General features: G+C 69.8%; 14 protein-coding genes. 6 read left to right on the top strand and 8 right to left on the bottom strand.

Annotation, left to right across the window (positions count from 1 at the left end; all coding sequences use genetic code 11):
- Positions 1–93 precede the first annotated feature (93 nt).
- Genes DDE23_RS16905 through DDE23_RS16920 form a run of 4 tightly spaced genes read right to left on the bottom strand, consistent with a single transcriptional unit; the run spans position 94 to position 6,825 of the window.
- Positions 94–2,166, bottom strand: a complete 2,073-nt coding sequence (locus DDE23_RS16905; protein WP_107753243.1) for a hypothetical protein — start codon at positions 2,164–2,166, stop codon at positions 94–96.
- On the bottom strand, positions 2,163–4,931 hold the full coding sequence (locus DDE23_RS16910) for a DUF4159 domain-containing protein (RefSeq protein WP_107753245.1): 2,769 nt from the start codon (positions 4,929–4,931) through the stop codon (positions 2,163–2,165). Before DDE23_RS16910 ends, DDE23_RS16905 begins: the two co-directional genes overlap by 4 nt.
- Positions 4,928–5,824: a DUF58 domain-containing protein gene (locus DDE23_RS16915; protein ID WP_107753247.1), complete on the bottom strand. Its 897-nt coding sequence runs from the start codon at positions 5,822–5,824 to the stop codon at positions 4,928–4,930. Before DDE23_RS16915 ends, DDE23_RS16910 begins: the two co-directional genes overlap by 4 nt.
- Positions 5,821–6,825 carry an AAA family ATPase gene (locus DDE23_RS16920; RefSeq protein ID WP_107753249.1) on the bottom strand — a complete coding sequence of 335 codons (1,005 nt, stop codon included), beginning with the start codon at positions 6,823–6,825 and terminating at the stop codon, positions 5,821–5,823. The genes DDE23_RS16915 and DDE23_RS16920 overlap by 4 nt, the downstream gene beginning before the upstream one ends.
- Positions 6,826–6,910: 85 nt before the next feature.
- On the opposite strand from DDE23_RS16920, the gene DDE23_RS16925 reads away from it, so the two are divergent.
- Positions 6,911–7,516 carry a DUF1285 domain-containing protein gene (locus DDE23_RS16925; RefSeq protein ID WP_107753251.1) on the top strand — a complete coding sequence of 202 codons (606 nt, stop codon included), beginning with the start codon at positions 6,911–6,913 and terminating at the stop codon, positions 7,514–7,516.
- A 170-nt stretch (positions 7,517–7,686) separates the two neighbouring features.
- Here DDE23_RS16925 and DDE23_RS16930 read toward each other — a convergent pair whose 3' ends face one another.
- From DDE23_RS16930 to DDE23_RS16940, 3 genes are all read right to left on the bottom strand, one after another.
- Positions 7,687–8,499, bottom strand: a complete 813-nt coding sequence (locus DDE23_RS16930; RefSeq protein WP_107753253.1) for a C40 family peptidase — start codon at positions 8,497–8,499, stop codon at positions 7,687–7,689.
- The gene (locus tag DDE23_RS16935) at positions 8,496–9,917 is read right to left on the bottom strand and encodes a leucyl aminopeptidase family protein (RefSeq protein ID WP_107753255.1); all 1,422 of its coding nucleotides are present in this window, start codon (positions 9,915–9,917) and stop codon (positions 8,496–8,498) included. Before DDE23_RS16935 ends, DDE23_RS16930 begins: the two co-directional genes overlap by 4 nt.
- A gap of 143 nt (positions 9,918–10,060) precedes the next feature.
- A complete protein-coding gene (locus DDE23_RS16940; protein ID WP_107753257.1) occupies positions 10,061–10,441 on the bottom strand; it encodes a hypothetical protein in 381 nt (126 codons plus the stop codon).
- 157 nt (positions 10,442–10,598) lie between these two features.
- Between DDE23_RS16940 and DDE23_RS16945 the strand changes: the two genes are divergently transcribed.
- The 5 genes from DDE23_RS16945 to DDE23_RS16965 all read left to right on the top strand — a co-directional run bounded on the left by DDE23_RS16945 (position 10,599) and on the right by DDE23_RS16965 (position 15,948).
- A complete protein-coding gene (locus tag DDE23_RS16945) occupies positions 10,599–11,252 on the top strand; it encodes a carbonic anhydrase (RefSeq protein ID WP_107753259.1) in 654 nt (217 codons plus the stop codon).
- A gap of 87 nt (positions 11,253–11,339) precedes the next feature.
- The gene (locus DDE23_RS16950) at positions 11,340–13,028 is read left to right on the top strand and encodes a SulP family inorganic anion transporter (RefSeq protein WP_107753261.1); all 1,689 of its coding nucleotides are present in this window, start codon (positions 11,340–11,342) and stop codon (positions 13,026–13,028) included.
- 55 nt (positions 13,029–13,083) lie between these two features.
- Complete coding sequence (gene kdsA, locus DDE23_RS16955; RefSeq protein ID WP_107753263.1) at positions 13,084–13,917, top strand: 3-deoxy-8-phosphooctulonate synthase; 834 nt, start codon at positions 13,084–13,086, stop codon at positions 13,915–13,917.
- A complete protein-coding gene (locus DDE23_RS16960) occupies positions 13,910–14,722 on the top strand; it encodes a 3-deoxy-manno-octulosonate cytidylyltransferase (RefSeq protein ID WP_107753265.1) in 813 nt (270 codons plus the stop codon). The genes kdsA and DDE23_RS16960 overlap by 8 nt, the downstream gene beginning before the upstream one ends.
- Before the next feature lie 59 nt (positions 14,723–14,781).
- Complete coding sequence (locus DDE23_RS16965; protein WP_107753267.1) at positions 14,782–15,948, top strand: UDP-galactopyranose/dTDP-fucopyranose mutase family protein; 1,167 nt, start codon at positions 14,782–14,784, stop codon at positions 15,946–15,948.
- 7 nt (positions 15,949–15,955) lie between these two features.
- Here DDE23_RS16965 and DDE23_RS25735 read toward each other — a convergent pair whose 3' ends face one another.
- Positions 15,956–18,583, bottom strand: a complete 2,628-nt coding sequence (locus DDE23_RS25735; RefSeq protein ID WP_107753269.1) for a calcium-binding protein — start codon at positions 18,581–18,583, stop codon at positions 15,956–15,958.
- Positions 18,584–18,652: the final 69 nt, after the last annotated feature.

Here is an 18,652-nt window from a genome sequence, read left to right on the forward strand (position 1 = left end):
GCCCAGCGCGATGCAATCCCACCCGACGGGCGCTGGTTCCGGCCGTAGGGTGCGTGCTCGCACGCACCGTCACCGGCGACGTCCCCGCCGCCCCTACCGCCGCCCTTCACGCAGCCACCCGACCAGCACGAACCCGAGGCCCAGCACCAGCCACAGCCAGGCGGGCAGCAAGGGCGAGAGCCGAAGGTCGGTCGTCACATAGGCGCCGCGCGGGGTCACGCCCAGCCAGCCGCGGCCCCAGGCCTGACGCCCGGACTCGACCAGCCGCAGCGCGGGCACGCCGCCCGCCATCGCCGCCACCCCGCCGCGGGTCGCCCCCATCAAGGGCGCCAGCGGCGCGGCATCCGCCACCACCCGCTCGTATTCGCGGGGATTGGCCGTGCCCAGCACCGCAACCGTGTCCAGATCGTCCGAGCGCAGGCGGTAGAGCCCGGGCTCGGCCCCCTGCCATGCGGCGGTGAAGCGGCCCGGTTCCGTCTCGGTCAGCGGCACCTCGACGCTGCTGTCGTCGGGCCCGGTGATGGTCACCGCATGCGGGCCATCCGACAGCGAGCGGCGGGTGATCGACAGCGTCAGCCCGTCGCCGGTGGCGATCAGCGCCTCTTCCTCCAGATCCGGCTCGCGCATCATCCAATGCGCCAGCCGCCGCAGCAATTCCGCCTGTGGCCCGCCACCCTCGAACCCGCGGTCCCAGAGCCAGGCCTGGTCCGAGGCCAGCATCGCCACCCGCCCCTCGCCCGCGTGGTCCAGCACCAGCAGCGGCCGGTCGCCGATGCCCTGCATCACCACCTCGCCCGCGCCGGGCGTCAGCTCGATCTGCCTGAGCCACCTGCCCCAGCCGGGCAGCGCGCTGCCATCACGGGGCGGGAAATCGGCGTCGAGCCCGGCGGTCACCGGATGGCGCTGGCCGATCTCGGACAGATGCGGCGTGAAAGGCTGGTCGAAGACCCGCGCGGTCGGTTCCGCAGGCAGGATCCGGCCCAGGGCGGAATGATAGATGCTCTCGGCGCTGGCCAGTTCCGGCCCGCCCGCGACCAGGAGGGCACCGCCCTCAATCACATATCTTCGGATATTGTCGAAATAGGACGGCGGCAGGATGCCCCGGCGGCGGTAGCGGTCGAAGATGATAAGGTCGAATTCGTTGATCTTCTCGACGAACAATTCGCGCGTCGGGAAGGCGATCAGCGAGAGTTCGTTGACCGGCACCCCGTCCTGACGATCCGGCGGGCGCAGGATGGTGAAATGCACCAGATCGACGGAAGGGTCGGATTTCAAGAGGTTGCGCCAGGTGCGCTGCCCGGTATGCGGCTCGCCCGAGACGAGCAGCACCCGCAGCCGGTCGCGGATGCCGTTGATCTGCACCACGCCCGCGTTGTTGCGGTCGGTCAGTTCCCCTTCCTCGGCCGGCAGCTGGAAGCGCAGCACGTTGAGCCCGCCGCGGTCCAGCGTCAGGTCCAGTGTCAGGTCCTGCCCGATCGGCGCCGTGGCATAGCGCAGATCGTCACCGTTCAGCGCGAAGCCCACCTGCACCGGGCGGTCGCGCAGGGCCTCGGGCACCGCGCCTTCGTCCTCGATGCGAATCGTCAGGCTCAGCGTCTCACCAAGGATCGCATAGGCCGGGGCGTTGCGGATGATGAGGCGGCGGTCCCAATCGTCGGGGGTGCCGGTCTCGATCAGATGGACCGGGGCTTGCGGTGCGGCGCTCACCGCGTCATGGGCGATCCCGTCCGAGATCACGAAGACGCCCGCCAGCCGGTCATGCGGCAGATCGGCCAGCGCCGCGGCCAGCGCGGTGTTGAGGGTCGAGCCGGTGTTGTCGGCGCCATCGGGGACCGAGACCACCCGCTGCTCGATCCCCAGCCGGGCCAGTTCGGCGCCGATCTGCGCCGCGGCCTCGTCGGTCTGCTCGGCCCTTCCGGCCAGCCGGTTGGAGCCGGTCTCATCCCGCAGCACCAGAGCGATGTCGCCCAGCGGCTGGCGTTCCTCGGATTGCAGGGCGGGATTGGCCAGCGCCGCCAGGATCAGCGCCAGACCCAGCGTGCGGAACGGCCAGCCTGCCAGACCGCGCCAGACCGACAGCAAAGTCACGGCCAGCGCCAGCGCGCCCAGCCCGGCGATCACCGGCCAGGACAGCAGCGGATCGAAGACCAGCGCGGTTCCGTTCATTGCCCCAGCCTTTCCAAGAGCGCCGGCACATGCACCTGGTCGGATTTGTAATTGCCCGACAGCACATGCATGATCAGGTTGACCCCGAACCGCAGCGCCATCTCGCGCTGCCGCTCGCCGGTCGACCCCCGCCCGACCTGCAACAGGGGCGTGCCCTGTTCATCGACCGCCCAGGCCGAGGCCCAGTCGTTCGAGCCGATCACCACTGGCGTCACCCCGTCGTTGAGGTTGCGAAACGGCATCCCCTCGGCGCGTTGCGCATCAGGCGGCGCGGCCTCGACCCAGACGGTGCCGCCCTGCCAGCGGCCGGGGTAATCGGCCAGCAGATAGAAGGTGCGGGTCAGGACGTGATCCTCGGGCAGCGGTTCCAGCGGCGGGATGTCGAGCCCCGCGGCGATCTGTTGCAGCCGCCGCCCGGCCGAGGTCATGCCGCCGGTCAGCCGCGCCTGATCGGCGTCGCGGGTGTCGAACAGGATCATCCCGCCCGAACGCAGGTAGCGGTTCAGCCGGTCATTGGCCTCGGCCGTGGGCAGCGGGCTGTCCGCGGTCACGGGCCAATAGAGGAAGGGGTAGATCGACAGCTCATCCGTCTCGACATTCACTGCCATCGGCAGCGCAGGCTCGACCGAGGACCGCTGGTACAGCGCCAGCGACAGGCCCCTGAGCCCGGCCAGCGCCACATCGTCGATCTGCGCATCGCCGGTGCTGACCGCGGCCAGCACCACCGATTCCGTGGCTTCCAGAATGCGGGTATCGACCGGTTGCGCCTCGGCCCGCGGGACCGAAAGGCCAAGCGCCAGCAACAGGATCGCCGCCCTCAGGAGCCGCCCGCCCAAAGCCAGCGTGGCCAGGGCATCGAGCATCAGCACGGCGGCGGCGGCGGCAAACAGATACCCGCCCAGCGGCACCTCGGGCCGTTCGACCCCGGTCTCCACATTAGTGCCCAGCGGCCATTGCGCAGGCGTCAGCGGGGTCTGCGCGTCCGTGGCGTTGACAGCGAGCCTGAGCGCCGTACCGGCATAGAGGCCGGGCGGCAGGTCCGGCCCCGGGGCGCGTTCCCCGGCCAGAACCGGGGCCAGATCCTCGCCCGTCACGGCGGGACGGTTGGCGGTGCTTTGCAAGAGGCCGAAACCGTCCAGCTCTTCCTCGGGCTGCCAGTGGGTGCCTTCCAGCTCTCCGGCCTCGGGCACCGCGCCGCGGGTCGAGATCGCCAGCCGCTCCAGCATGCTGACGAAAAGGCCGGAAATCGGCAGGGTCGACCATTCGGCATTGGCGGTGACGTGGAACAGCACCACCTGGCCCGAACCGCGCGCAGCCCGCGTGACCAGCGGCGTGCCATCGGCGAGCGCGGCAATGGTGTGGCTGGCCAGATCGGGGCCGGGCTGGGCCAGGACCTGGGCGCGGATGCCGACATCCCCGGGCACCGGCAGACCGGCGAAGGGCGAATCCTCGGGGAACGGGGCCAGCGAGCGCGGATCGCCCCAGCTCATCGCACCGCCCACGGTGCGCCCCCCGGCGCGCAGCGGCACCGGCAGCAGCGGGTCGTCCTGCGGCGCGCCGAAGCCCGAGGCGCTGGCCCCCGCCCCCGCCATCCGCGGCCCGGCGAAGCGCAACAGCAAGCCGCCCGCCTCGACCCAATCGGTCAGTTCCTGCGTCTCGGCCTCGGTCATCGCCGGCATGTCGGCCAGCACCAGAACATCGGGGCCGGTCAGCAGAAGGTCGTCCAGCGACGAGGATTCGACCAGATCGGCCGAGGGTTCCAGCGCCTGCCGCAGGTAATGCAGCGGGCTGAGCAACGCGAGGGATTCATTGCCCTCGCGCACGGTCAGCAGCGCCACCTTGCGGCGACGCAGGCTGTCGTCGGTCAGCGTGACGGCCCCCGCCCCGCGCGCGCCCTCGATCTGGAAGCGGGTGATGCGGTTGCGCAGTTCCGGCGGCAGGTCGAACAGCGCCTCGGCACTCTGCGCGCCCGGGTCGAAGATCAGCGCGGCACGGGCAAGGTCACGCTCGGCCCCCGCCGGATCGCGGCCGATGGCCAGCAGCGTCAGGGCCAGCGGCGGGCCGGGGGTTCGGCGCGCGCCGACCGTCACGTCCTGCCCGTCGAACGAGGGCGGGGCCAGCGCGATGACTGGGGTTTCCGGCTGATAGACCTGCACCGGGCCAAGCTCAGACAGCGCCGACAGCAGCGCGTTCCGCCCGTCCCGCGCCAGCCCATCGCTGAGCCACAGCGTCTCGGTCCCCTCGGGGATCGTCCCGGCCCAATCGGGCAGCGCGGTCTCGGGCGACCAGGGGCGCGGGGTCAGGCCGGTCAGCCGCTCGCGCCAATGCTCGGCGGCGCGGAATTCGATGGCGCCCTGCGGCGGATCGGTCAGGGCGACCACCGCGACCGGCCGCCCGGCCCGCTGCGCCCCGTCAAGCGCCTGGCTGACCCGTTCCAGCCGCCGCGGCCAGTCGCGGGCGCTGGCCCAGCTTGCGTCCATCACGATCAGCAGATTGCCCTGCCCCGGCAACGCGCGGGACGGGTTCAGCACCGGCCCGGCCAGCGCCAGGATCAGCGCCGCCAGCGCCACCACGCGCAAGAGCAGCAGCCACCAGGGCGTGCGCTGGCTCTCGGGGTCGCGGTCGCGCAGCCCCAGCAGCAGGGCGATACCGGGGAAGCGGCGGCGCACCGGCGCGGGCGGCACGGCGCGCAACAGCCACCACAGGATCGGCAGCGCCAGCAGCGCCCAAAGCAGCACCGGCGTGGTGAAACCCAGCATGTTCATCGCCGCCGCGCCTCGCCCAGCGCCTGATAGAGCCAGAGCAGCCCCTCGGCCGCGGGCCGGTCGGTGTGCAGCGTCGTCGCGTGCCAGCCCGATTGCCGGGCCAGGGCCTGCACATGGTCCTTGCGGGCGGCGAGCCTTGCCAGATAGGCGTCGCGCAGATCGCCCGCGTGCAGCGTCTCATAGCTCAGATGGCCCGACATGCTCTCGAATCTCGTGCGGCCGTCAAAGGGAAAGGCCTCCTCCGCCGGATCGAGGATCTGCACCAGGATGCCGCGCATCGAGCGTGCGGCGGCCAGCGCCAGCGCGCCCTCGATCTGGGCCAGATCGCCCAGAAAATCAGAGAAGATCACCACATGCCCGCCGCTGGGCGAGGCATGCAGGTCGATGGCGCCATGTTCGGCGCCTTGTTCGGCCTCCTCGGCCAGCGCGGCGGCCAAGAGTCCCGCCTGGGCCCGTCCGGCGCGGGGGGCGAGGCTCGCCTCGGCCAGACCCACCCGCTCGCCGCCCCTGAGCAGCACCAGCGCCAGCGCCATGGCCAGCAGCCGGGCGCGCGCCGCCTTGGTCTCGCGCCCGCTGGCCGAGGTGAAGGACATCGCCGCACCGCCATCGACCCAGAGCGTCACCGCCCGGGCGGCCTGCCATTCCGTCTCGCGCAGGTAAAGCTCATCGCCACGGCCCGAGCGGCGCCAGTCGATCCGCGCCACGCCCTCGCCCGGGCCCAGCGGCCGGAACTGCCAGAACTCGGCCCCCGGCCCGGCACGGCGGCGGCCATGGGCGCCAGGCAGCACCGATTGTGCCAGATGCTCGGCGGCAACCAGCAGGGGCGGCAGGGCACCCGAAAGCGCTTCACCCTCGCGGCGAAGGTCGGCGCCATAGGGCGCGGCTGGGCTCACGCAGCCGCCTCCATCGTGCCGGTCACGCGGCCCGCCACGCGGTCGATCACCCCGCCCAGCGTCTCGCCCCGGGCCCGCGCGGCAAAGCTCAGCGCCATGCGGTGCGACAGGACCGGCCGGGCCAGCGCCGCGACATCCTCGGCCGACGGCGCAAGGCGGCCCTGCAGCAGCGCCCGGGCGCGGACCGCCAGCATCAGCGCCTGCGCGGCGCGCGGGCCCGGGCCCCAGGCCAGGCTGTCACCCAGCGAGGCGTCAGCCTCGGCCGAGCCCGGACGGCAGGCGCGCACCAGATGCAGGATCGTGTTGACCACGCTTTCACCCACCGGCATGCGGCGGATCAGGGTCTGCGCGGCCAGAAGATCGGCGGCGGTGAAGACCTCGTGCGATTGCGCCTCTTCGGTGCCGGTGGTGGCCATCAGGATCGCGCGTTCGGTGGCAAGGTCCGGGTATTCCACGTCAATCTGCACCAGAAAGCGGTCGAGCTGGGCCTCGGGCAGCGGATAGGTGCCCTCCTGCTCGATCGGGTTCTGGGTGGCCAGCACGTGGAACGGCGCGCCCAAGGGGCGGTGGCGGCCGGCGATGGTCACCTCGCGCTCCTGCATGGCCTGCAAGAGGGCCGATTGCGTGCGGGGGCTGGCGCGGTTGATCTCATCGGCCATCAGCAGCTGGCAGAAGACCGGGCCTTCGATGAATCGGAACTGGCGGCGGCCGTCCTCGCCACTGTCCAGCACCTCGGAGCCGAGGATATCCGCGGGCATCAGGTCAGGCGTGAACTGGATGCGGTTCGATTGCAGCCCCATGACGGTGGCGAGCGTGTCCACCAGCCGCGTCTTGCCCAGTCCCGGCAGGCCCACCAGCAGCGCGTGGCCACCGGACAGAAGCGCGGTCAGCGACAGGTCCACGACCTTTTCCTGCCCGATGAAACGGGGGGCGATGGCACCCCTCGCCTGTTGCAGGCGGGCGCCGAGCGCCTCGATGGCGGGGACCAGCGTGTCGCTCATGGGCGCATACCTCCGGGACGTGACCTCTGTTCCCCATGGGTTATATGTCAGGGGTTACCCGCTCGCCCAGACCAAGTTGGATAAAATGACCGCGCCACAAGACAATGTGACACCGCCGCAAGCGCCGGATGCCGAGTCGCTCGCCGCCTCGGCCTCGAAGGCCGCGAAAAAGGGCGGTTTGCCGCCGGTCCATCTGTGGAATCCGCCGTTCTGCGGCGATCTGGACATGCGGATCGCGCGGGACGGGACGTGGTTCTATCTGGGCACGCCGATCGGGCGGCCGGCCCTGGTGCGGCTCTTCTCCACGATCCTGAAGCGGGAGGACGGCAGGTATTTTCTGGTGACCCCGGTCGAGAAGGTCGGGATCACGGTCGAGGATGCGCCCTTCGTCGCGGTGGATTACACGGTCTCGGGCAAGGGTGAGGCGCAGGTGCTGCGGTTCGAGACCAATGTCGGCGATACCGTCGAGGCCGGGCCCGAGCATCCGATCCGCGTTGAGCGCGACCCCGAAACGGGCGAGCCCGCGCCCTATGTCATGGTCCGCGCCGGGCTGGAGGCGCTGATCGACCGCAAGAGCTTTTACCGGCTGGTCGAGATCGGCGCGCATCACCCGGTCGGGGGTGAGTCGTGGTTCGGGCTCTGGTCGGGCGGGGCGTTCTTCGGGGTGATTCCGTCGGGTGAGCTGCCCTGATGAGGCGGCCGCCGATGGGTCCGGGGCACGATAGGTGCGTGAAATCACGCACCCTACGGACCCGCTTTCCGAACGGGCCGGGCCGTCCGCCTGGCGCTGCCCCACCGTAGGGTGCGTGATTTCACGCACCGTCCCTGGCATCGTCGACGCGGGCGCCCAGCCGCCCCCGCTCAGCCGACCCGCAGCCGCCGGATCACCGGCTCCTCCGCCCGGGCCAGCACATCGGCCATCGGCTCTTCGGTCACCGCCATGTGGTGGGCGTTGGCATGGATCAGGCGGCCGGGTTCGCTGACCATCGCCACATGCCCGGCCCAGAAGATCAGATCGCCCGCTTCCTCGGCGCCGTCCAGAACCTCGGCCCCCTCCATCAGGCTTTGCAGGTCGCTGTCACCCGGACAGTCGCGCCCCAGCGCCCGGAACGCCGCCTGCACCAGACCCGAGCAATCAATCCCGTCGCGCGAATTGCCGCCCCAGAGATAGGGCGTCCCCAGAAAGTCGCGCGCCACCGCCACCGCATCCGCCCGCCAGTCGCCGATCTTGCGCAGATGCCGGGCAGGCACATAGCCGCCCGGCGTCACCGCGAAACGCCCGACCTCGCCCGTCACCTGCAGCCGCGCGCCCATGCTCAGCGCCATCCGCTCGCGCTGCTTGATGTCGGGGGCGCCGTAGACATGCGTGGCCGGGGCCGCGACCCAATGGCTGACCGACAGGTCGTCGCCCAGCGCCTCCTCGGCGATCCAGCCGCAATAGCCCTCGTCGCCGTCGAAGCCGAAAGCATGGCCGTCGCATTCGGTGATGACGCAGATCCGGGTGCCCAGCAGCATCTGCCGGTCCCGCGCCCCGCCCGGCGTGGCGCAGAGATCGGCCAGCGGCGCCACGACGCGCAGCCAGCGGCCGGGCACGAAGAGCACGCCCTCCAGCGCGCCTTTCAGGCTGTCATGCGCCACCCCGCCCGCGGCGCGGAAATAGCGCCGGTCGGTCATGCGCCGCCCTCGATCCCGGGCCCCAGAACCTCGGGCAGCGCCCAGAGCACCGCCCGCGCCGCCTGCCCCTGCCCGCCCTTGGGGCGGCCGGGCTCGTCCTTGGGCTGCCAGCCGTAGATGTCGAAATGCGCGAACCGCGTGCCGGGCGTGACGAAGCGGCGCAGGAACAGCGCGGCGGTGATCGATCCCGCCATGCCGCCCCCCGGCGCGTTGTCGAGGTCGGCGATGCCGGGCTCGATCAGCGATTCATAGGGGGCGTGGAAGGGCATGCGCCACAGCGGATCCGCCTCGACCGCGGCGCCGTCGGACAGCGCCAGCGCCAGATCCTCGTCATCGGTGTAGAAGGGCGGCAGGTCCGGGCCCAGCGCCACCCGCGCCGCGCCGGTCAGCGTCGCCATGCAGATCAGCGCATCGGGGCTCTCCTCGCAGGCCAGCGCCAGCGCATCGGCCAGCACCAGCCGGCCCTCGGCATCGGTGTTGTTCACCTCGACCGTCAGGCCGTTGCGCGCGGTCAGCACGTCGCCCGGGCGCATGGCGCTGCCGGAAATCGCGTTCTCGACCGCCGGGATCAGCAGGCGCAGCCGCACCTTCCAGCCCAGCGCCATGATCATCATCGCCAGCCCCATCACCGTGGCCGCGCCGCCCATGTCCTTCTTCATCAGCCCCATCGAGGCGGCGGGTTTGATGTCGAGCCCCCCGGTGTCGAAACAGACCCCCTTGCCGACCAGCGTGATGCGCGGCCCGCTGTCACCCCAGCGCAGGTCCAGAAGCCGCGGGATCCGGTCCGAGGCCCGGCCGACCGCATGGATCAGCGGAAAATTCTCCTGCAACAGGTCGTCGCCATAGGTGACCGAGACATGGGCGCCGAATTCCTCGGCCAGCGCGAGGAGCGTGGTTTCCAGCTCTTCGGGTCCCATCTGCGAGGCCGGGGTGTTGATAAGGTCGCGCGTCAGCCATTCGGCGGCGGCGAGGATCGAGACGCGCCCGGCGTCGATCCCGGCGGGGGCCTTCAGCATGGCCAGCGGCAGTTCGTCGGCGGAACGGTGCCGGAAGCGGTCGAAGCTGTAGCCGGCCAGCAGCCAGCCCAGCGCCTGTTCGGGAAGTTCTTCCACATCGAAACCGCCAGCCAGGTGGTAGCTGCCGCGCGGCAGTTTCTTGCGGGCGGCACCCAGCGCCATCCGCCGCCGGGCGCGCGCCTTGGCGCCGCCCAGGCCAAAGACCGCCATCGACACCTCGCCCGCCACATCCGGTACGCAGAGCGTCTCACCGGCGGCGGCGGAAAAGCCGGTCGCGTTCAGCCAGGTGCGGACCCGCTCGGGCTGCTGGTCCAGCCAGGTCGCCAGCCCGTCGGCGCTGATCGCGTGCAACGGAACCGACGGCGCGTCGGCGGGGGCGAAGGTGGCAAGGCTCTGTCGCATGGGCCCTCTCTGATGCAGAACGGCCCCACCCTAAAGCGCGCCGGGGAGGAAGGGAAAGGGCCTTTCCACGCCCGGGCCTTGGGCCGCGCGAGCCGTTGCCGCCCGTCGAACCGGGCGGCGCGGCGGTCCTGCAACGAGAAGGATCAGAGCGAGAGGCGCGGTTCCATCCAGACCGTCGCCAGCGAGCGGTCGCCGATGCGCACCAGACGTTCCCAGACCGCGCGATAGGCGATCACGTCGCCCCGACGGGCGGCGATGCCCATGTCGCGCGCCACCTTGGCCAGGGAGGTCAGCCCGATATCGGCGCTGCGCCGCGACACGGTCTGAGCACGCGGCGCGATCTCGGCCAGACGGTCCTCGCGTCCCAGCGCGTCGACCTCGGCCAGGGTATCCGAAATGGCCTCGACCGCTTCCATCACGTAGTCTTCGGCCCCACGATGGCCATACCGATTGAACACGTCATCCAAGACAGCGGAGTCGATGACCACCCGCTCGCTTGGACGCATCTCGATGACGAATGTCACGATTGCACCCTTTCTGCCTCTCCGACTCTCCCTTGCGCCCGTGGAGGATCTTAGATCCAGGCTAACAAATCGTTGCCTCGGGTGCGGAATTGTCGCTCGATTTTCCTGCAAATTGAGCATAGCACTGTCTCCGGCCTGGAAGTATAGGGAAATGCACATGTCTTACGCCCGCAAACTGCCCGGATACCTGGTCAACAGGTTTCGTGGCTGGCGTGCCACACATTATGCCGAGAACAAGAGCTGGTTCCGCCATCTCGCCCAGGAAGGACAGCATCCGCGCTCGATGCTGATCGCCTGTTGCGATTCCCGCGTGCATGTCACGGCGATCTTCGGCGCCGACCAGGGCGAGTTCTTCATCCACCGCAACATCGCCAATCTGGTGCCTCCCTACACGCCCGACGGCGACCACCACGGCACCTCGGCTGCGGTCGAATACGCGGTGACGGCGCTGAAAGTTGCGCATCTGCTGGTGGTCGGGCATTCGAACTGCGGCGGCGTGCGCGGCTGTCACGACATGTGCGCGGGCAAGGCGCCGGAACTGGCCTCGGGCTCCAGCTTCGTCGGCAACTGGATGGAAATCCTGCGCCCCGGCTACGAGGCCACGGCCGAATTCACCGACCCCGAGGCCCGGATCGCGGCCATGGAAAAGCAGGCGGTGCGCATCTCGATCAACAACTTGATGACCTTCCCCTTCGTCAAGGACGCGGTCGAGAACGAGACGCTGACCCTGCACGGCCTGTGGCACGACATCGGCGAAGGCGGGCTCGAGGCTTACGACCCCGAAACGGACAGCTTCGCCTCGGTTCTCTGAGACTGCGCTCCCGGCATCGGGATACCCTTGCATACCGGACGGGCGGCGCGCTAGGCTCGGCCCGTTCCGACTTCATGCGAGGGGGCCATGCCCTATTCCGACCGGCTTGTGCCGGCGCTCTATGCCGTCCTGCGCGAAGGCTATGGCGTCGATCATCTGAAACGTGACGCGATCGCCGGGCTCACGGTGGCCATCGTCGCCGTGCCCCTGTCAATGGCGATTGCCATCGCCTCGGGCGGGACGCCCGCGATGGGGCTTTACACCGCGATCATCGGCGGTTTCTTCATCTCGGCCCTCGGCGGCAGCCGGTTCCAGATCGGCGGCCCGGCCGGGGCCTTCATCGTGCTGGTGGCGGCGACGGTGCAGGAGTACGGTATCGCCGGGATGGTCATTGCGACGATGCTGGCGGGTGTCATCATGGGGGCCATCGGTCTGCTGCGGCTGGGGTCCTACATCAAGTTCATCCCCTATCCGGTGACCGTGGGCTTCACCGCCGGGATCGGGACGATCATTTTCGCCAGCCAGATCAAGGACCTGCTGGGCCTCACGCTGAACGGCCCCGAACCCGGCCCGATCTTGGAGAAACTGCCGGTCATCTGGCAGGCGCTGCCGACGGTGAACCCGGTGACCGTGGCGCTGGCCGCGGGGACCATCGCGCTGATCCTCGGCGTCAAGCACTGGGCGCCACGGCTGCCGAACCTCTTGATCGCGGTGGCGGTGACGACGCTCGCGGTCAACCTGTTCGATCTGGACACGCCGACCATCGTCTCGACCTTCGGCGCGGTGCCGGCGATGCTGCCCGCGCCCAGCCTGCCGCCGCTCGACTGGGACCTGATGGTTGCGGTGCTGCCCAACGCCGTGGGTTTCGCGCTGCTGGGGTCGATCGAGGCGCTTCTTTCCGCGGTCGTGGCCGACGGGATGAGCGGGCGGCGCCATTCCTCGAACATGGAGCTTCTGGCGCAGGGCGTGGCCAATATCATGTCGGGCCTGATGGGCGGCATGGTCGCCACCGGCACCATCGCCCGGACCGCCACCAACGTCCGCGCCAACGCCCATTCGCCCGTCGCCGGGATGCTGCACGCCGTCTTCATTCTGGTCTTCATGATGCTGGCCGCGCCCCTGGTGGGCATGGTGCCGCTGGCGGCGCTGGCGGGCGTGCTGGCCACGGTCGCCTGGAACATGATCGAGCGCCACGCCATCGCCACGCTGTTCCGCTCGTCCCGCGCCGATGCCGCCGTCCTCATGGTCACCCTGCTGCTGACCGTGTTCCGCGACCTGACCGAGGCCATCGTCGTCGGCTTCGCGCTGGGCTCGGTCCTGTTCATCCACCGGATGTCGAAGGCGGCCGAAGTCTCGATGGTCGAGGCCGACGGGCTCGACGACGCGCCGGTCCCGGGCCTCAGCCGCAGCGACGAGATCATGGTCTACCGCATCCGCGGTGCCTTCTTCTTCGGCGCGGCGGCCTCGGTCGGCGCGGTGCTGGAGCGGATCGCCGATACCCACCGCGCGCTGGTGGTCGATTTCGCCGATGCGGCGCTGGTCGACAGCACGGCGATCCATACCGTCGAGGGGCTGGTCCGCAGCGCCCGGCGCAAGGGGGTCCTGGTGGTGCTGACCGGCGCCTCGGCCGACCTCAGGGCGCAGTTCCGGGCGCATGACCTGCGTCCGCCCGAGGTCGAGATCGAGGGCAGCCTGCAACAGGGCGTGGCCCGGGCCCGGGCGCTGCTGGGGCGCGAGGCCCCGCTGCCCGGGGCCAGCGCGGCGCCCGTCAGTTGACCTGAGAGGGCCCGCAGCCTATGCACCCTGCTGACAGTATTTCCGGGGGAGCATCATGGCCCAGCTTGTCACCATCGGCGACGTCACCCTGGGCGGAAACCGCCCCTTCGGCCTGATCGCCGGCCCCTGCCAGCTGGAAAGTCTGGACCACGCCCGGGCCATGTGCGCCGGCATTCTGGAGGCCTGCGCGCCCTCGGGCACGAAGCTGATCTTCAAAGGCAGCTACGACAAGGCGAACCGCTCGTCGGTCAGCACCCAGCGCGGGCTGGGGATGGAGAAGGGGCTGGAGATCCTGGCCGCGATCCGCGAGGAATTCGGCGTGCCGGTGCTGACCGATGTACACGAGCCCTGGCATTGCGCCAAGGCGGCGCAGGCGGTCGATGTGCTGCAGATCCCGGCCTTCCTGTGCCGTCAGACCGACCTGCTGATCGCCGCGGGCGAGACGGGCAAGGCGGTCAACGTCAAGAAGGGCCAGTTCCTCGCGCCCTGGGACATGAAGCATGTCGCCACCAAGATCGAGAGCACGGGCAACCGCAACATCCTACTCTGCGACCGCGGCACGTCCTTTGGCTACAACACGCTCGTCACCGATTTCCGCGGCCTGCCGGTGATGGCCCAGACCGGCTATCCGGTGGTCTTCGACGCCACCCATTCGGTGCAGCAGCCGGGCGGTCAGGGCACCACCTCGGGCGGGCAGCGGGAATTCGTGCCGGTGCTGGCGCGGGCGGCCTGCGCGGTCGGTGTCTCGGCGCTGTTCATCGAGACGCATCAGGACCCCGACAACGCCCCCTCGGACGGGCCCAACATGGTGCCCCTGGACCAGATGAAGGCGCTGATTAGCCGCCTCTCGGCCTTTGACCGGCTGGCCAAGGAGAGCGCCGATGCGTGATGCCGTCATCATCATCCCGGCGCGCTACGCCTCGACCCGCTATCCGGCAAAGCCGCTCGCCACGCTGAAAGGCGCCTCGGGCGTCGAACGCAGCCTGCTGGAACGCTCGGTCATGGCCGGGCGGGCGGCGGCGGTGTCGACGCGTGGCGTGACCGGGCTCTATGTTGCCACCGACGATGAGCGCATCGCCGAGGAAGCCCGCCGCATCGGCGCCGATGTCATCATGACCGCGCCCGAATGCGTCAATGGCACCGAACGCGTGGCCGAGGCGGTGAAGAACGCAGGGCTCACCCAGCCCATCGTGGTGAACCTGCAAGGCGACGCGCCGCTGACGCCCCCGCATTTCGTCAGCGCCCTGATCGCCGCCATGCGCGAGGATGAGGGGCGGCAGGTCGCCACCCCCGTGCTGCGCTGCGACCGCGAGGCGCTGGACAATTTCCTCAACGACCGCAAGCACGGGCGCGTCGGCGCCACGACCGTGGTGCGCGACCTGAAGGGCAACGCGATCTATTTCTCGAAGGAAGTCATCCCCTTCACCGGCAGCCTGAAACGCCACGACGCGATCCCGGTCTTTCACCATGTCGGGCTCTACGCCTATACGCCCGCGGCGCTGGACCTCTATGCGGGCCTCGCGCCCGGGCAGCTGGAGCAGCTGGAAGGGCTGGAGCAGCTGCGCTTCCTCGAACACGGGCACAAGATCGCCGCGGTTGAGGTCTCGGCCCCCGGCGCGGCCTTCTGGGAATTGAACAACCCATCGGACGTGCCGCTGATCGAGGGCTATCTCAAGCGGATGGGGATGGAGTGAGGGGGCCCTGCCCCCTCTTGGCCTGACGGCCAATTCACCCCCGGCGTATTTTTGGCAGAATGAAAGGGCGGGGCTTGGGCAGCGAGGTGCTGATCGTCGGCGCGGGGCTCACGGGCGCGGTCATCGGGCGCGAGCTGGCCGAGGCCGGGCAGAAGGTCCGCATTGTCGAGGCCCGACCCCATGTCGCCGGCAATTGCCACACCGAGCGCGACCCTGAAACCGGGGTCATGGTCCATGTCTATGGCCCGCATATCTTCCACACCGGCGATCCCGAAGTCTGGGCCTATGTGAACGCCCATCAGCGCTTTCGGCCCTATGCCCATCGGGTCCGGGCCGTGGCGGCCGGGCGGGTGCATGCCCTGCCGATCAACCTGCTGACCATCAACCAGTTCTTCGGCGAAACGCTGCGCCCGGACGAGGCGCGGGCCTTTCTGGCGGCGCAGGCCGAACCGGGCGACGGCCCGCCCGTCAGCTTCGAGGAATGCGCGCTGGGGATGCTGGGGCGGCCGCTCTACGAGGCCTTCTTCAAGGGCTATACCCAGAAGCAATGGGGCTGCGAGCCTGCGGATCTGCCCGCCTCGATCCTGACGCGGCTGCCGGTGCGCTTCGATTACAACGACGCCTATTTCTCTCATCCGTTCCAGGGTCTGCCCGAGGGCGGCTATACGGCGATGGTGGCCAGCATCCTCGACCATCCCGGGATCCGGGTCGAGCTGAACACGCCCTACGATCCCTCGATGCGGGCGGGCGCGGCGCATGTCTTCTGGTCGGGGCCGCTCGACGCCTGGTTCGGGCATGACCGGGGGCGGCTGGCCTACCGGACGCTCGATTTCGAGCGTTTCACCCATCGGGGCGACTGGCAGGGCTGCGCGGTGATGAATTACTGCGATGCCGGGGTTCCCTGGACGCGGATCACCGAGCACAAGCATTTCGCCCCTTGGGAAAACCACGACTCTTCCGTGCTTTACCGCGAATATTCGCGGGCGGCCGGGCCGGGGGACATCCCCTATTACCCGGTGCGGCTGGTGGCCGAGAAGGCGCTCTTGCGCGACTATGCCGCCCGGGCCGAGGCCGAGACAGGGGTGAGTTTCGCCGGGCGGCTGGGCAGCTACCGCTATCTGGACATGGATGTGGCGATCCGCGAGGCGCTGGACACGGCCCGCGCCTTCCTCGCCGCCCGGGCGGCGGGGTTGAAACCCGCGCCGTTCCTGCGCCCGCCGCTGTAGGGGGGCGTCACATGATCTCGATATGCGCGGGCAGCGCGTCGAGGTCGTTGAAGCCGTTCAGCACCACGACATTGCCGCCCACGTCCGAGAAGTCGAGCACCACATTGCCCGCCTCGTCGAGCGAACCGAAGCGGTCCACCACCTCCTCGGCGGTGAGATCGCCGAGGCTGAACCAGATCCAGTCGTCGAGCCGGATCAGATCGCCGTCGTCGGGGTTGAAATCCATCACCTGGCCGGTGTCGTGGTCGCGGAAGAACTCGAACACATCGGCACCGGCCCCGCCCCAGAGCGTGTCATAGCCCGGCCCGCCGCGCAGCGTGTCATTGCCGCCGCCGCCCGCCAGCGCGTCATTGCCCGCCCCGCCGTTCAGCCAATCGTCGCCCCAGGCACCGATCAGCGTGTCGTTGCCATCCTCGCCAAAAAGCGAGTCATTGCCCGAGCCGCCGATCAGGCTGTCATGCCCCTCGCCGCCGTAAAGCCGGTCGTCGTCGGCTCCGCCGTCGAGCACATCGTTGCCCGCCCCCCCTTCCAGCCGGTCGGCGCCGTTGTCGCCCAGCAGCGTGTCGTTGCCCGCCGCGCCGCGCAGCGTGTCGTCGCCCGAACCGCCGTTCAGCAGATCCTCGCCGCCGCCGCCGTCCAGCATGTCGTTGCCGTCTTCTCCGTGCAGCGTGTCATTCTCGCCGCCGCCGCGGATGTTGTCGTTGCCCCCGCCGCCATAGATCAGATCGGCCCCGGCCTGGCCCTGGATCACGTCGCGCCCGTCGCCGCCATAGGCGGTGTCATCGCCGCTGGCGAGGAAGATCCCGCCGCCGCCCGATCCGGCATAGACCAGATCGTTGCCGCCGCCCGAGCGGATGATATCGCGCCCGTCGCCGCCATGGATCGTGTCGCTGCCGGCGTCGCCGTAGAGGATGTCCTTGCCGCCCCCGCCCTCGATCCAGTCGTCGCCGGTGCCGCCGTTGATCGTGTCCTGGCCATAGCCGCCCAGCAGCGTGTTGTTGCCGGAGGTGGCGCCGATCAGGTCCCGCCCGTCGCCGCCGTCGAGCAGGTCGTTGCCGTCGCCGCCGTTCAGCGTGTCCTTGCCGAAGCCGCCGCTGAGCGTGTCGTCGCGGGCGGTGCCGTTCATCAGATCGCCGAAAGCGCTGCCTTCGCGGGCGACGCCGGTGCTGGCGGGCGTCTCGGGCTCGGGCGGGACATAGGCGTAGCGGTCGGCCCAGTCGAAGCCGTTGGGGAAGACATCCGCCTGGCGCAGCGGCTGGCCGTTCGACGAGGTGATGACCATGGTATGGCCGCGGTATTCGATGACGCAGCCGGTCGAGGTGGCGGTGAAATTCAGCTGCGAGACATCGCGCAGCATCGGCAGGTCGCTCAGGTCCAGCCGGTCGAGGCCGCGGTCGAAATCGGTGATGACCGCGCCGCCGCTGCCCGCACGCACCACGAAGACATCGGCGCCGATGCCGCCGCTCATCACCGTGCCGGTGCCGCCGGTCACCAGGATGTCGTCGCCGCCGCCGCCCACCAGCGTGTCATTGGTGCCCGAGGCCAGCAGCACATCGTCCCGCCCGGTGCCCGTCAGACGCTCGGCCGCGGCGGTGCCCTGCAACGTCTCGCCCAGCGAGGACAGGCTGACCCGGAATTCGGTGATGCCGCTGTCGTTCTGCGAGCCGACGAAGACATGCATCGTGTCGCCCTCGACCGCGAGGGTGATGGCCGTGACCCGGTGCATCGAGGTGGTGTTGTCGTCGGCCAGCGTGGCGATCGCCACCATCGTGCCGTCGGGCAGCAGTTCGAAGACGGTGATCCCGTTGTCGGCACCGCCCGCCACGACGAAGGTATGCCCGCCCGCCTGGATCACATCCATGGCCTGCACCCCCTCGAAGCGGGTGTTGCCGGTATCGACCAGATGATCGGTCGGCGCCAGCTGGCCATCGGCGGTCAGCTCCATCACCGAGAGCGAGCTGGTATTGGCGGCGGCGAGGACGACATAGGTCCGGTCGCCGATCGTCACCACCTCCATCGCCGTGGGCGCGTCGATGCCCAGCCCTTGCTCGGCGCCCATCGTGCCCGCGGCGCTGAGCGCGCCGGTGCCGTCGACACGATAGGCGGTGACGCTGTTGCCGGTCTGGTCGGCGGTCAGCACGAAATCGCGCCCGTTGACCGTGGCGCAGCGCAGTTCGATCACCTGACTGGTATCGGTGCCCGCCGGGAACAGGGCGAGCGTTCCGTCACTGAGGGTGACGCGCGCGCTCAGATGCGCATCCGAGCCCTGGCCGATGGCAGTGTCGACAGCCTGCCAGTCGATCGTCGCCTGACCGCCGATCCCGCCATCCGCCCGCAGCGCATAGGCAACGAGCCCGCTGGCCCTTTCGCCGATCATCAGCATGCCGCCGGACCCGGTTTCGGCGATCACCAGCCGGTCGCTGACACCGCCGGTGATGCTGGCCGGGAAGATGACCGTGGTGTGCAGGGTGACCTGGCCCTCGGCGCCGACGATGTATTCCGCGATCCCGCCGTTGCGGCCGGTCGAGGCATAGAGATGCACGACACCGTTGACGACACCGATCTCAAGATCCGTGATGCCGGAGTCAAGCAACGCCACCCCTGTATTGACCACGCCCTGCAACTGGAGTCGCATGGAGACACCTTTACCCGATAAGCGCTTCAGCCTAACAGACGAAGCCTTGCTGGCACGGCGCCAAAACGT

Origin of the sequence: Pararhodobacter aggregans, assembly GCF_003075525.1 — a bacterium.
GTDB lineage: Bacteria > Pseudomonadota > Alphaproteobacteria > Rhodobacterales > Rhodobacteraceae > Pararhodobacter > Pararhodobacter aggregans.